The sequence below is a fragment of the Nonomuraea sp. NPDC001699 genome (assembly GCF_053596455.1).
Map to the genome: position 1 here is coordinate 1 of NZ_JBSFGF010000034.1, position 15,636 is coordinate 15,636.

Below are 15,636 nucleotides of genomic sequence, written 5' to 3' on the forward strand. Positions count from 1 at the left end.
CTGGAGGGGCGTGGGTTCAGGACGAGGCGGTTGCGGGTGTCGCACGCTTTCCACTCGTCGTTGATGGATCCGATGCTGGAGGATTTCCGTGCGGTCGCTCGCACGTTGACGTACAACTCGCCGCGGATCCCGATCGTCACCACAGGGGATGTGTGCTCGCCGGATTACTGGGTGGACCAGGTTCGGGACACGGTCCGGTTCGCCGACGCCATCAGGGATACGGATGCGCAGGCGTTCCTGGAGCTGGGCCCGGACGGCGTGCTGACCGCCATGGCTCAGGAAACGGTCACTGAAGCGGTGCTGGTGCCCGCGCTGCGCCGAGACCGGGGCGAAGAGCACACGATCATGTCGGCGCTGGCCGCCCTGCACGTCCATGGCGTCCGGCTCGACTGGTCCGCCGTGTTCCCCGGCGCGACCCGCGTGGACCTGCCCACGTACGCCTTCCAGCGGCGGTGGTTCTGGCCCGGCCCCGCAGGCACGGGGGATGCCCGGAGACTGGGCCTGGCCGCCGCGAGCCATCCGCTGCTGGGCGCGGCCGTGGGACTGGCCGACACCGATGAAGTCCTGCTGACCGGCCGGATCTCCCTGGGATCACATCCCTGGCTGGCCGATCACGCGGTTGGCGGCACCGTGGTGTTCCCCGGCACCGGTTTCCTGGAGCTGGCGATCCGGGCAGGGGACCAGGTCGGATGCGACGTGGTCGAGGAACTGACCCTCACCACGCCCCTGGCGCTGGGGGGCGACGAGGCCGTCACGGTGCAGGTGCGGGTGGGACCGGCCGGTGAGGCGGGCCGTAGAGAACTGAGCGTGCACGCCAGGACGGGCGAGCACGACGCGTGGGTACGGCATGCCGAAGGGGTCCTGGCGAGCGGCGCGGGGCCCGAGCAGGAGCCCGGCGGCGCGCAGGAGTGGCCGCCCCGGGGCTCGTCCGTGATCGAGCTGGACGGGCTGTACCGGCGGCTGGCCGAGATCGGGCTCGGCTACGGGCCAGTGTTCCAGGGGCTGCGGGCGGCCTGGCGTGGCACCACTGGTGAGGTGTTCGCCGAGGTCGTGCTGCCCGAGCCGGTGACTGACACTGGTACGTTCGGGATGCACCCGGCGCTGCTGGACGCGGCGTTGCACGTGGTGCCGTTCGCCGGGTTGGGCGGTTTCGAAGGTGTCCTGTTGCCCTTCTCCTGGGGCGGTGTGCGCCTGTATGCGGGCGGCGCGTCGGTGTTGCGGGTGCGGTTGGCCCGGGAGGGTGATGACGCGGTCTCGCTGAGCGCGGTGGACGCCTCCGGCGAGCCTGTGCTCTCGGCGCGGTCGCTGGTGTTGCGGCCGTTCTCTGTTGGTGACCTGCCCGTCTTCGGCGATCAGGAGTTGTTACACCTGGAGTGGGCGACGTTGCCCGAGCCTGTGTCCGGACCACGCGGCGACGTGGCCGAGTTGGCGGCGGCTCCGGGCGCCGACCTCGCGGCTGGATTGGCTGCTCTTCAGATGGTGCCGGACGTGGTGACGGTCGCGCTCGGATCGGACGGTCGCGGCGACAGGGGCGGGGCGGTTCACGAGCCGGCCGCCCAGGTGCTCGGACTGGTGCAGGCGTGGCTGGCCGACGACCGGTGCCGCGACTCCCGCCTGGTGTTCGTGACCTCCGGTGCCGTGGCGGTCGATGGCAGCGAGGACACGATCGATCTGGCCGGCGCGGCGGTGTGGGGCCTGGTACGGAGCGCGCAGACGGAGAACCCTGGCAGGTTCGTCCTGGTGGACATCGGGGAGCCCGGGCCGGGGGCGCCGTTGCCCGAGGTGCTGGCCGCGGTGCTGGCATCGGGCGAGCCGCAGGCAGCGGTGCGTGACGGGGCGGTGACGGTCCCCCGCCTGGCACGGCTGGTGACGGCCGGTGCCCCTGCAACTCGCGCGTGGGACACGGAGGGCACCGTGTTGATCACCGGTGGCACCGGCGGTCTGGGAACGTTGGTGGCGCGGCATCTGGTGGCCGAGCGAGGGGTACGGCACCTGCTGCTGGCCGGCCGCCGTGGAATGGCAGCTCCAGGCGCGGCGGAGCTGCGGGCCGAGCTGGTCGCGCATGGTGCCGAGGTCACCGTCGCCGCCTGTGACGTGGCCGACCGGGACCAGGTGGCCGCGTTGCTCACGCGGGTGGATCCCGCGCACCCGCTCACGGCGATCGTGCACACCGCCGGTGTGCTGGCCGACGGCACCGTCCCGGCACTGTCGGCGGAGCGGCTGGCAGCCGTACTGAAGCCGAAGGCGGATGGTGCCTGGCACCTCCACGAGCTGACCCGCGATCTGGACCTGGCCGCGTTCGTGCTGTTCTCATCGGTGGCGGGCACATTCGGTACGGCAGGCCAGGCCAACTACGCTGCTGCGAACGCCTTCCTGGACGCTCTGGCCGAGCACAGACGTGCTCTGGGCCTGGCCGGATCGTCGCTCGCTTGGGGCCCATGGGCACTGGACACCGGGATGACCGGTGGGCTGAACGACGCCGAGCTCCGCCGTATGACGAGAGCCGGGATGCCGCCGCTGACTGCCGAGCAGGGGCTGGCGCTGTTCGACGCGGCGATTACGGTGGATCGTGCGGCGGTGGTGGCGGCCAGGTTCGACGAGGCGGCCGCGCGGGCGCAAGGCTCGGTGCCTCATCTGTTGCGGGGACTGGTGCGCGGAGCACGCCGGTCGGCGGCTTCGGCACCGGTAGTCGACAGGGCGCTGGCCGGCCTGGGACGGGCTGACCAGGTCCGGTCCGTGATGGACCTGGTGCGGGGCCAGGTGGCGGCGGCGCTGGGGCATGCTTCGCCGGAGCAGGTGGAGATGCGGTGGGAGTTCCGCGAGCTGGGCTTCGACTCCCTCACCTCGGTGGAACTGCGCAACCGGCTGAGCACGGCCACGGGGCTGCGGCTGCCCGCGACGCTGGCGTTCGACTACCCGACACCGGTGCAACTGGCCGATTTCCTGCTGGCGGAACTGCTGGGCGAGCAGGCCGGCCCGGTGGCTCCTGCCGTCGTGGCCCCGGTCGCGGACGATTCGGTCGTGATCGTGGGGATGGCGTGCCGTTATCCGGGTGGGGTCGAGTCGCCGGAGGATCTGTGGCGGCTGGTCATGGACGAGACCGATGCCATCACCGATTTCCCGACGAATCGGGGTTGGGACCTCGATGCGGTGTACGACCCGGACCGGGAGAGCCGGGGGACGTCGTACACCCGTCATGGTGGGTTCCTGCACGAGGCTGATGAGTTCGACGCGGGGTTCTTCGGGATCTCGCCGCGTGAGGCGTTGGCGGTTGATCCGCAGCAGCGGTTGTTGCTGGAGGTGTCGTGGGAGGCGGTGGAGCGGGCGGGGATCGAGCCCGGGTCGTTGCGCGGCAGCCGTACCGGCGTCTTCACCGGGGTCATGTACAACGACTACAGCGTGCCCCTGGCCGCCGCTGCGCAGGGTGAAGAGTATGAAGCCACCGGGAGCGCGCTGAGCGTGGCCTCCGGGCGGGTGTCGTACACCTTGGGGCTGGAGGGCCCGGCGGTGACCGTGGACACGGCGTGCTCGTCGTCGCTGGTGACGATGCATCTGGCGGCGCAGGCGCTGCGGTCGGGCGAGTGCTCGCTGGCGCTGGCCGGAGGCGTGACGGTCATGTCCACGCCGCAGACCTTCATCGGGTTCTCCCGTCAGCGCGGGCTGTCGGAGGACGGGCGGTGCAAGTCGTTCTCCGACAGCGCCGACGGGGTGGGATGGTCCGAGGGCGTCGGGGTGCTGGTGCTGGAGCGGCTGTCGGACGCCCGGCGCAACGGTCATCAGGTGCTGGCGGTGCTGCGCGGGTCGGCGGTGAACCAGGACGGCGCGTCCAACGGCCTGACGGCGCCGAACGGGCCGTCGCAGCAGCGAGTGATCGCTCAGGCCCTGTCCGGTGCGGGGCTTGCCCCGGCCGATGTGGACGCGGTGGAAGGCCACGGGACCGGGACCACGTTGGGCGACCCGATCGAGGCCCAGGCGCTGCTCGCGACCTACGGGCAGGATCGGGAGCATCCACTGTTGCTGGGGTCGATCAAGTCGAACATCGGTCACTCACAGGCTGCGGCCGGTGTCGCGGGTGTGATCAAGATGGTCATGGCGATGAGACACGGCATCCTGCCCAGGACGCTTCATGTGGACGCGCCGTCGTCGCACGTGGACTGGTCGGAGGGTGCGATCGAGCTGCTGACAGAAGCCAGGTCCTGGCCCGAGACCGAGCGACCCTGGCGGGCCGGCGTGTCGTCGTTCGGGATCAGCGGGACCAACGCGCACGTGATCATCGAGCAGGGGCCGGCGGTTCCGGGGACGGGTGCGGGACTCGTGCCGGCGCCGGTCCCCGTGGTGGTGTCGGGCCCGACCGTGCAGGCGCTCCGGGCGCAGGCCGGGCGGCTCGCGTCCTTCCTGGACGGTGGGTCCGGCTTGGCCGATGTGGCGTTGTCGCTGGCCACGACGCGAGCGGCGTTCGAGCACCGGGCCGTGGTCGTCGCCGGAGACCGAGAGAGCGCGCAGGCGGAGCTGAGCGCGCTCGCCGAGGACCGCCCAGGCACCGGCGTGGTGCGCGGCGTGGCCGCCTCGGAGCCACGGCTCGCCTTCCTGTTCACCGGACAGGGCAGCCAGCGGGCGGGCATGGGCCGCGAGCTGTATGACCGGTTCCCGGTGTTCGCTCGGGCGTTTGATGAGGTGGCGGCCTGGTTTGGTCCTTTTGTCGAGGAGGATCTGGATCGGACGGGGGTGGCGCAGCCTGCGCTGTTTGCGTTGGAGACGGCGTTGTTCCGGTTGGTGGAGTCGTGGGGCCTCAGGCCGGATGTGCTGGTGGGGCATTCGATCGGTGAGCTTGTGGCTGCGCATGTGGCTGGGGTGTTGTCGCTTGAGGATGCGTGCACGCTGGTTTCGGCCAGGGCTCGGTTGATGCAGGCGCTTCCCGCCGGTGGAGCGATGGTGGCGGTGCAGGCTGGCGAGGCGGAAATATCCAGCTTTACCGGGGTATCGGTCGCGGCGGTGAATGGCCCGTCGTCGACGGTGATCGCGGGTACCGAGGCAGCGGTGCTGGAAGCGGCTGCCGTTCTGGAGGGGCGCGGACACAAGACCCGGCGGCTGCGGGTGTCGCACGCTTTCCACTCGCCGCTGATGGATCCGATGCTGGAGGACTTCCGGGCCGTCGCCGAGACGCTCACTTACCACCGGCCGACCATCCCGGTCGTGTCCACCTCGTCCGGAGACCCGTGCTCGCCTGACTACTGGGTGAACCAGGTCCGCCATGCCGTACGGTTCGCCGACGCCGTCCGGGACGCGGACGCCCAGGTGTTCCTGGAGCTCGGCCCCGACGGCGTCTTGAGCGCGATGGCCCAGGAGACGGTCACTGACGCGGTGCTGGTGCCCGCGCTGCGCCGAGACCGGGGCGAAGAGCACACGATCATGTCGGCGCTGGCCGCCCTGCACGTCCACGGTGTGCGGCTCGACTGGGAGACGGTTCTTCCGGGAGCCCGCCGCGTGGACCTGCCCACCTACGCCTTCCAGCGTCGTCGTTACTGGCCGAAGCCCGCCCCCATCCGTCCGGGAGACGTGACCGCCGCAGGTCTGCGAACCCCGGATCACCCCTTGCTGGGCGCCGCCGTCGAACTGGCTGGCGGCGACGAAGTGATCTTCACCGGCAAGCTCTCGGCCCGATCCCACCCCTGGCTCGCCGACCACATGGTGTCCGGCCAGGTGGTCGTCCCCGCGACCGTCTTCCTCGAACTGGCGGTCCGGGCCGGCGACGAGGTCGGCTGCGCCAGGGTTGAGGACCTGACCCTCGCGGCACCGCTGACCCTGCCGGACCAAGGCGTCCAGGTGCAGGTACGCGTGGGCGGACCCGATGCGGCCGGCCGCCGCCCGCTGAGCGTGCACGCGCGGTCGGAGGGCGAGAAGGACCGTCCCTGGGTACGGCACGCGGCCGGCCACCTGGCGATGGAACTCACCACGATGCCGCCCTTCGACACCATGGCATGGCCACCGCCCGGCGCCGAGCCGGTCTCCTTGGAAGGCTTCTACGAGGAACGGTCGGCCAGCGGGTTCGACTACGGGCCCTCGTTCCGTGGCCTGACCGCGGTGTGGCGGCACGGCGCCGACATGATCGCAGACGTGGCCCTGCCAGAGGACGCGGCCCAGGAGGCGGCGTCGTACGGCCTGCATCCCGCGTTGCTCGACGCGGTGCTGCAGTTGTGCCTGCTGCTGGACCGGAGCGATACGGCCGGACGCAAGGTGCCGTTCGCCTGGGAGGGCGTGTCGCTGGCGATGACGGGCGCCTCGGCTGTCCGGGTACGGATGTCCTGGGCGGGGCCGGACACGATGTCGATCGCCATCTCCGGCGCCGGAGGCCCCGTGGCCTCGATCGAGTCACTGACCATGAGAATCCTCGCGGAGGAGGAGAACACCGGCACACGCACGATCGGAAGGGACTCCCTGTTCCGGCTGGACTGGGTCCCGCTGGCCGTGCCGCAGCCGGTGGTGGACGACGAGAAGCCCGTGGAGATCAGGTCGGTCGACGACCTGCGGTCACTCGGCGAGGTGCCGCGGACACTGCTGTTCACCGTGACCGGCGCTGATGCCGTGCCCGCGTCCGCGCACAGCCTGGCGCCGTCCGCGCTGGCTCTGGTCCAAGCCGCGCTCGCAGAGGAGCGGTTCGCGGAATCGCGCCTGGTGTTCGTCACCCGGGAGGCGCTGGACGGCGGCGATCTGGCGGCCGCGACCATCTGGGGTCTGGTCCGGGCAGCACAGGCGGAGCATCCCGGTCGCTTCTTCCTGATCGACCTCGACCAGGAAGCCGGAGGCCACCAGGTGGTGTCGGCTCTGGCCGCGGGTGAGCCGCAGGTCAAGGTCAGGAACGGCGTCGTACTCGCAGGTCGACTGGCCAGAGTCGCCCCGCCCGCCGAGCCGGCAGGCCCGGCCTGGGATCCCCAGGGCACCGTCTTGATCACCGGCGGCACCGGCGGCCTGGGCGGCACGCTGGCCCGCCACCTCGTCACCAGGCACGGCGTCAAGCACCTGATGCTGGCGAGCCGGAGCGGAGACAGAGCCAAGGGAGCCCGGGAGCTGGTGGGGGCGCTCGCCGGAGCAGAGGTGACCATCGTGGCCTGCGATCTGGCGGATCGTGCCGCCGTCGCGGACCTGCTGGCCAAGGTCCCGGCCGAACACCCGCTGACCGCGGTGGTCCACGCCGCCGGCGTGCTGGACGACGGTCTCATCGACACTATGACACCGGAGAGCCTGGAGAAGGTGTTCCGGCCCAAGGTGGACGCGGCCTGGCACCTGCACGAGCTGACCCGTGACCTGTCCGCGTTCGTCCTGTTCTCGTCGGTGGCGGGTACGTTCGGTACCCCAGGACAGGCCAACTACGCCGCGGCCAACGCCTTCCTGGACGCGCTCGCGCGGCGCCGCCGGGCAGAGGGGCTGCCTGCCCTCTCGCTGGGATGGGGCCCGTGGGCCCAGAACGAAGGCATGACCGCTGCCCTGAGCCAGGCTGAGATGGACAGGCTCGCCAGGCGCGGCATGATCCCGTTGGCTCCCGAGCACGGCCTGGCCCTGTTCGACGTCACGGTCACGGGCGAAGAGCCGGCCCTGGTGCCCGCCCGCCTCAGCCTGGCGGCATTCCGCGCGGACGTCCCACCCCTGCTCCGTGGGCTGATCCGGCCGACGGCCGAGCGATGGACGCCTGCCGTACTGAGTGACCGGCTCGGCCCGGACGCGCGGCGGGCCGCCCTGCTCGACCTGGTCCGCACCGAGATCGCCCTGGTCCTCGGCCACGACGACGGTGCCTCCATCGAGCCGCTGAGCGGTTTCCAGAGCATGGGATTCGACTCGCTGACGGCCGTCGAGGTGCGGAACCGGCTGGCCGCGGTCACCGGGTTGCGGCTGCCGGTCACCTTGGTGTTCGACTACCCGAACGTCACGGCACTGACGGACCTGCTCCTGGCCGAGTTGTACGGCGAGGCGCCCGCTCAGGAGACGGCGACGCTCACGCCCACCGACGATGATCCCGTGGTGATCGTATCGATGGCCTGTCGCTACCCGGGCGGAGTCACGTCGCCCGAGGAGCTGTGGCGGCTGGTCGCCGAGGGCGGCGACGCGATCTCGGCGTTCCCCGACTCCCGGGGCTGGGACCTGGACGCGTTGTACGATCCGGCCCGCGAGCGACCAGGCACCAGCTACGTTCGTCAGGGCGGGTTCCTCCATGAGGCGGGGGCGTTCGATGCCGCTTTCTTCGGCGTCTCGCCACGCGAGGCGCTCGCGATGGACCCGCAGCAGCGGCTGCTGCTTGAAGCGTCGTGGGAGGCGATCGAGCGGGCGGGCATCGACCCACTCGCCCTGCGCGGCAGCCGCACGGGTGTGTTCGCCGGAGTGATGTACCACGACTACGCCACGAGCGCGGAGTTCCCGCCCGACGTGAAGACCTTCATGGGCACCGGCACGGCAGGCAGCGTCATGTCGGGACGCCTGTCCTACACCCTCGGCCTGGAAGGCCCCGCGGTCACGGTGGACACCGCCTGCTCCTCCTCGCTGGTGGCGTTGCATCTCGCGGCCCAGGCACTGCGCAGCGGGGAATGCTCCCTCGCCCTGGCGGGCGGGGTCACCGTGATGGCCACACCGGGGGCGTTCGTCGATTTCAGCGCGCAGGGCGGGCTGGCCGGTGACGGCCGCTGCAAGTCGTTCTCCGAGGCGGCCGACGGCGTCGGCTGGTCGGAGGGCGTCGGCATGCTGGTGCTGGAACGGCTGTCGGACGCCCGGCGCCACGGCCACCAGGTGCTGGCCGTCGTGCGCGGGTCGGCGGTCAACCAGGACGGCGCCTCCAGCGGGCTGACCGTGCCGAACGGGCTGTCGCAGCAGCGGGTGATCCGGCAGGCGCTGGCCTCCTCCGGCCTCTCCCCGGCGGACGTGGACGCGGTCGACGGGCACGGGACGGGGACGAGGTTGGGCGACCCGATCGAGGCTCAGGCGCTGCTGGCCACGTACGGGCAGGATCGGGAGCAACCGCTGCTGCTCGGCTCGGTGAAGTCGAACCTCGGCCACACCCAGGCCGCCGCGGGTGTCGCCGGTGTGATCAAAATGCTCATGGCCATGCGTCACGGCCTGCTGCCGAGAACCGTGCACGTGGACGCGCCCTCATCCCACGTCGACTGGGAGCGGGGCGCGGTGCGGCTGCTCACCGAGGACACCCCGTGGCCGGAGACCGGGCGGCCGCGACGGGCCGCGGTGTCGTCGTTCGGCATCAGCGGCACCAACGCTCACGTGATCATCGAGCAGCCGTCGGAGCCGGTACCGGAGCCGCGGACCGAGCCGGCACCGGGTGTGGTGCCCGTGCTGCTGTCCGGGAAGACCCACGACGCGCTTCCTGCCCAGGCCGCGGCCCTGCTGGCGCGGATCCAGGACGATCCGGACGTGTCGCTCGCGGACGTGGGCTTCTCGCTCGCGACGACCCGCTCGACGTTCGAGCACCGGGCGGTGGTGCTGGCGGGTGACCGGGAGGAACTGCTGGTCAAGCTGGCCGACCTCGCGGGCGGTCAGGCAGTGCACGGTGGTGTCGCACGGCAGGGCAGGCTCGCGCTGTTGTTCACCGGGCAGGGGGCGCAACGGGCCGGCATGGGTCGTGGGCTGTACGAGCGCTTCCCGGTGTTCGCCGACGCCTTCGACGCCGTTCTCGCCCACCTGGGGCGTCCGCTCCGTGACGTGATCTTCGGCGACGACGACCTGCTGGACCAGACCGCGTACACCCAGCCGGCGATGTTCGCGCTGGAGGTGGCCTTGTTCCGCCTGATGGAGTCCTGGGGCATCAGGCCGGATGTCCTGGCCGGGCACTCGATCGGTGAGATCGCGGCCGCGCACGTGGCGGGCGTGCTGTCACTGGAGGACGCGTGCCGGCTGGTGGAGGAGCGTGGCCGGCTGATGCAGACGCTGCCTCCCGGTGGCGCGATGCTTGCCGTACAGGCTGCCGAACAGGACGTCCTGCCGCTCCTGGACGGGCAGGAGGTTTCGCTCGCCGCTGTGAACGGTCCCGCCTCCGTGGTGATCGCCGGTGCCGAGGCGGCGGTCGGCAGGGTCGCGGCGCTCCTGGAAGCGGACGGGCGCAAGACGACGCGGCTGAAAGTGAGCCACGCGTTCCACTCGCCCCTCATGGAACCGATGCTGGGCGAGTTCCGCCAGGTAGCCGAGGGGCTGACCTTCTCTCCGCCGCGGATCCCGATCGTGTCGAGCGTGACCGGCGGACTCGTCACCGGCGAACTGTGCTCGCCTGACTACTGGGTGGAACAGGTGCGGCGCCCGGTCAGGTTCGCCGACGCGGTGGCGGAACTGCACCGGCAAGGGACCACCGCCTACCTCGAACTGGGACCCGACGCCGTGCTGACCCCGATGGCCGCGGACATCGTCACGGCCGAGCCGGTCTCGGCGCTGCGCAGGGACCGCGACGAGCAGACCGCGATCATGACGGCGGTGGCCGCGCTGCACACGAGCGGGGTGACGGTGGATTGGCCGGCCGTGTTCGGAGCCGGTTTCGCCGGTGCCCGCCGGGTGGAGCTGCCGACGTATGCCTTCCGGCGCCAGTGGTTCTGGCCGAGCGGACGGCGTGTCGGCGACGTCCGTGACCTCGGGCTGACCCCTGCGGCGCACCCGCTGCTGGGCGCCGTCACGACGCTGGCAGGGGCGGAGGCCCTCGTGCTCACCGGCCGGCTCTCACCACGGGCGCAGCCGTGGCTCGCCGATCACGTCATCGGCGGCACGGTGGTGTTCCCCGGCACGGGCCTGCTGGAGCTCGCCATCCGGGCGGGGGACCAGTCCGGGTGCGACCGGGTGGAGGAGCTCGTCCTGGCCGAACCGCTCGTGCTCGGCGAGGGTGAGACGGTGGCCATCCAGGTGTCGGTGGGCGCACCGGACGCGTCGGGTCATCGCGCCCTTGGCATCTACGCCCGGCCCGCCGACGACGAGCCGTGGACGCTCCATGCCAGCGGCGCGCTCTCGCACGGCGAGCACGTGACCGGCGATCGGGCCGAGGCGTTCGAGGTGTGGCCGCCCCATGGCGCGTCGCCCGTCGAGCTGGAAGGTCTCTACGACCGGTTGGCCGAGGGCGGCTTCGACTATGGACCGGTGTTCCAGGGGCTTCGCGCGGCCTGGCAACGCGACGGCGAGATTTTCGCCGAGGTCACCCTGCCTGACGACGTCGGTGCGTACGCGATGCACCCGGCACTCCTGGATGCCGCCCTGCACGCGGTGCCGTTCCTGGAATCGGCGGAGCCCGAGGTGGGGCGCGTGCCGTTCGCCTGGAGCGGGGTGCGCCTGCATGCCTCGGGGGCGACGGCCCTGCGCGTGCGGGTGACCAGGACCGGCGAGGATGCCGTGTCGATGACCGCGGTGGACCCGGCGGGCGCCGCCGTGCTCACCACCGAGTCGCTGGTCACGCGTACGGCCCCGGCGGCCGGTGATCGGCGCTCGGCGCGGGATGCGCTGTACCGCCTGGAGTGGACGCCGTTGCCGCAGGCGACCGGTGCCGTCGCCGGACCGTCCGTGGAGATACTGACCGGCGACTGCGACACCACGGAGAGCCTGGCGGCCGTGGTCGTGAGCCCGTCCTCCCGTGCCGACGTCATCGCCGGGACGCGCGAGGCGACCACCCGGGTCCTGGGGCTTCTGCAGCGACGGCTGGCGGGAGACGCCCCGCTCATCGTGGTGACGAGCGGCGCGGTCGCGGTCATGGACGGCGACGACGTGACCGACCTGCCGGGCTCCGCGGTATGGGGCTTGGTCCGCGCCGCGCAGGCCGAGCACCCCGGCCGCTTCGTGCTCGTCGATCTCGATGCGCGGCAGGAGCCGTCCAGCGCGCTGCTGTCGGCCGTTCTGGCCAGCGGCGAGCCGCAGATCGCGGTACGCGACGGGGTCCTGAGAACGGCGCGCCTGGTAGCCGCGCCGCCGGAACAGGGCGCCGCCCGACCGTGGGATCCCGAAGGCACGGTGCTGATCACGGGTGGCACGGGCGGACTCGGCGCCGAGGTGGCCCGCCATCTGGTGCGCAAGCACGAGGTGCGGCACCTGCTGCTGGCCGGCCGCCGGGGGCCGGACGCGCCGGGCGCACCCGAGCTGCGAGCCGAGCTGGCGGACTGCGGCGCCGAGGTCACCATCGTCGCGTGCGACGCCTCCGACCGGGACGCTCTCGCCGCCCTCCTGGCCACCGTCCCGGCCGAGCATCCGCTGACCGCGGTGGTCCACGCCGCCGGCGTGCTGGACGATGCGACGATCACCTCCCTCACGCCCGAGCGGCTGGACCTCGCGCTGAGGCCCAAGGCGATCGCAGCCTGGCACCTGCACGAGCTCACCCGGGACCTGGATCTGGCCGCGTTCGTGCAGTTCTCGTCGATGGCGGGCCTCGCGGGCGGCGCGGGGCAGGGCAACTACGCCGCCGCCAACGCCTTCCTCGACGGCCTGGCCTGCCACAGACGGGCCGTCGGGCTGCCCGCCCAGTCCCTGGCCTGGGGCCCTTGGGCCGGGGGCACCGGGATGACCGGCGGACTCGACGATCCCGGCCGGAGACGGATGGAGCGCGCGGGCATCCGCCCGCTCTCGGTGGAGCAGGGATTGGAGCTGTTCGACGCCGCCTGCGCCGTCGACCGCCCGGTCCTGGCACCGGTCCGGCTCGATCCGCGTCCGCGCGAGGCCGTCCCACCGCTGCTGCGCGGCCTGGTGTCCACCAGACGCCGCACGGCAGCGGGCCGTCAGGAGGAGCCGGACATCCTGGTCCGCCGGCTGACCTCGCTGGGCATCGCGGAGCGAGCCGAAGCGCTGGTGAGTCTCGTACGGGCCGAGGTGGCCGGCGTGCTCGGGCATGCCGGCGCCGACACCGTCGAATCCGACCGCGCATTCGCCGACCTGGGCTTCGACTCCCTCACCGCCGTCGAACTGCGCAACAGGCTGAACGACGCCACCGGGCTGCGCCTGCCGGTCTCCCTGGTGTTCGACCACCCCACGCCGCTCGCCCTCGCCGGCCATGTGCTCGACCGCCTCGGCCTGAGTGAGCAGGCCGGGTCCGCGGCGCTCCTGGCCGAACTCGCGAAACTGGAGAAGGCTTTCACCGAGCTGACCATCGACATCGATGTTCACAAGCAGGTCGCCGCACGTCTGGACGTCTTGAGAAGCAAATGGGCGGCACGTCTGCACGATTCAGGCGACGTGAACCCTGACCTCGACGCGGTCACGGACAGCGAGATGTTCGACATCCTCGACAACGAACTCGGCCTGTCATGAAGACGGGAAATCTGGTCGCGGTGAGCGACCTTCACGTCGCGTATGCCGAGAACCGGCTCTTCGTCGAAGGATTCAGGCCGGAGCACGAGGACGACTGGCTGATCGTCGCCGGTGACGTAGGTGAGCGCACCGAGGACATCGAGTGGGCGCTCGGCCTGCTGGCACGCCGCTTCGCCCAGGTCATCTGGGCGCCCGGCAACCACGAGCTGTGGACGCCGAAGGACGACCCGATCCAGCTTCGCGGCGAGAGCAAATACCGCCATCTCGTGGCGATGTGCCGCCGCCTGGGTATTCGCACGCCCGAGGATCCGTACCTGGTCTGGGAGGGTTCCGGGGGCCCGGTCACCGTCGCGCCGCTGTTCGTGCTGTACGACTACTCGTTCCGCGTCCCCGGAGTGAGCACGAAGGCGGAGTCGCTGGCGCGGGCGTACGAGACCGGCGTGGTGTGCACGGACGAGATGCTGCTGGATCCCGCTCCCTACCCCAGCCGGGAGGAATGGTGCTGGGCCAGGGTGGCACAGACCGAGCGCCGGCTGGCCGAGTGCGATCCCGATCACCCGCTCGTGCTCGTCAACCACTATCCGCTGGTGCGCCAGCCCACTCGCGTGCTGCGCCATCCGGAGTTCGCCCAGTGGTGCGGGACGGAACTGACCGCCGACTGGCACCTCAGATACCGGGCGGCCGTGGTGGTGTACGGCCATCTGCACATCCCGCGCACCACGTATCACGACGGCGTTCGCTTCGAGGAGGTCTCGTTGGGCTATCCACGGGAGTGGCGGCGGCGCGGCATGCTTCCCCGCCCGGCACGGCAGGTCCTCCCGACCCGCGAGTTCACGCGATGATCGAGGCCCTGCTCCCCGGCGCGATCATGGCGTCGGAGGCGTTCGACGACGCGCAGCCCTGCCCGTTGTTCCCCGAGGAGGAGGCCGTCATCAGCGGGGCGGTGGACAAACGGCGGCGCGAGTTCGCCACCGCGCGCCGGTGCGCCCGCGACGCCCTCGGCCGCCTCGGCCACCCGCCGGCGCCCGTGCTGCCGGGTACGAGAGGCGCACCGATCTGGCCAGAGGGGATCGTCGGCAGCATCACCCACTGCGGCGGATACCGCGCCGCCGCCGTTGCCCGGTCGAGCGACATCGTGACCCTGGGGATCGACGCGGAGCCGAACCTGCCGCTACCCCGGGGGGTTCTGGAGGCCATCGCGGTCGAGGAGGAGCTGTGCTGGGTGACCGACTTCCTGCGCCGTGATCCGTCGGCGCGGTGGGACCGGTTGCTGTTCAGCGCGAAGGAATCCGTCTACAAGTCGTGGTTCCCGCTGGCCCAACCCCGGCAGGCGCACCTCGACTTCACGGAGGCGTCGATCACCTTCGACCCGGCCGGGGGCGGCTTCCTGGCCCGATTACTGGTCAAGAGCCTCAGGCTGAGCGACGGCAGCGAACTGAAGGAGTTCGCCGGCCGCTGGCAGGTGCGACGGGGCCTGATGACGACGGCCATCGCTGTCGCGGCCCCGAATCGCATGTACCCACAGAATCGGGTATAAACAAACGCAAAGCACCATTGAAACGGCGGTGAATCCACACCATGTACGCCGAGGAACGACAACAGGACATCCTGAACGCGGCACGGGCCGTCGGTCGGGTCGACGTTGTGACGCTCGCGGAGCAGTACGGCGTGACGACGGAGACGATCCGCCGCGACCTGACCGCGCTCGAACGCGCGGGCGTCCTGCGGCGTGTGCACGGTGGCGCGATCCCGGTCGAACGGCTCGGCTTCGAACCCGCCCTCTCCGCGCGGGACGAGGTCATGACGGTGGAGAAGGAGCGCATCGCCAAGGCTGCACTGGCCGAACTGCCGCAGGACGGCGCGATCCTCATCGACGCGGGTTCGACCATGAGCCGCCTGGTCCAGTTTCTGCCGCACGACCGCGAGCTCACCGTCGTCGTCAACTCCCCGCCGCTGGCCGCCGCCCTCGCGACCCGTCCCGCGCTCACGGTCCTGATGCTGGGTGGCAGGGTCAGGGGTCGCACACTCGCGACCGTCGAAGGCTGGGCGCTTCAACAACTTTCGCAGTTGCACGTGGACGTGGCCTTCATGGCGACGAATGGCTGCTCGGTGGCGAAAGGGCTGACCACGCCCGACCCGGCGGAGGCGGCCGTCAAACGGGCGATGATCGCCTGCGCGCAAAGGTCCGTGCTGCTGGCCGACCATACGAAGTTCGCCGGAACCTACCTGGCTCGTTTCGCCACGTTGTCGGAGATCGACATGATCATCACGGATGTGGAGCTCGACCCGGAACTCGCCGCCGCCCTGGCCGCCTCAGGCCCGGAGGTCGTCCGGGTGTGACCGCCCAGGGTGCGGCGAGTCGCCATGCCGCGAGCCGGT

Annotated in this window: 4 protein-coding genes; all 4 read left to right on the forward strand. The window is 71.4% G+C overall.

What is annotated here, in order from left to right; translation table 11 throughout:
• Genes ACWCSU_RS48165 through ACWCSU_RS48180 form a run of 4 tightly spaced genes read left to right on the forward strand, consistent with a single transcriptional unit; the run spans nucleotide 1 to nucleotide 15,597 of the window.
• Complete coding sequence (locus ACWCSU_RS48165; protein WP_449943290.1) at nucleotides 1–13,257, forward strand: SDR family NAD(P)-dependent oxidoreductase; 13,257 nt, start codon at nucleotides 1–3, stop codon at nucleotides 13,255–13,257.
• Nucleotides 13,254–14,099, forward strand: a complete 846-nt coding sequence (locus ACWCSU_RS48170; protein ID WP_449943292.1) for a metallophosphoesterase family protein — start codon at nucleotides 13,254–13,256, stop codon at nucleotides 14,097–14,099. The genes ACWCSU_RS48165 and ACWCSU_RS48170 overlap by 4 nt, the downstream gene beginning before the upstream one ends.
• The gene (locus ACWCSU_RS48175) at nucleotides 14,096–14,794 is read left to right on the forward strand and encodes a 4'-phosphopantetheinyl transferase family protein (protein ID WP_449943295.1); all 699 of its coding nucleotides are present in this window, start codon (nucleotides 14,096–14,098) and stop codon (nucleotides 14,792–14,794) included. The genes ACWCSU_RS48170 and ACWCSU_RS48175 overlap by 4 nt, the downstream gene beginning before the upstream one ends.
• 41 nt (nucleotides 14,795–14,835) lie before the next feature.
• Nucleotides 14,836–15,597: a DeoR/GlpR family DNA-binding transcription regulator gene (locus ACWCSU_RS48180; RefSeq protein WP_449943298.1), complete on the forward strand. Its 762-nt coding sequence runs from the start codon at nucleotides 14,836–14,838 to the stop codon at nucleotides 15,595–15,597.
• The last annotated feature ends 39 nt before the right edge of the window (nucleotides 15,598–15,636 follow it).

Coding starts and splice junctions, on each gene's coding strand:
- ACWCSU_RS48170 (WP_449943292.1), top strand. CDS start 13,254: ATGAAGACGGGAAATCTGGTCGCGGTGAGCGACCTTCACGTCGCGTAT.
- ACWCSU_RS48175 (WP_449943295.1), top strand. CDS start 14,096: ATGATCGAGGCCCTGCTCCCCGGCGCGATCATGGCGTCGGAGGCGTTC.
- ACWCSU_RS48180 (WP_449943298.1), top strand. CDS start 14,836: ATGTACGCCGAGGAACGACAACAGGACATCCTGAACGCGGCACGGGCC.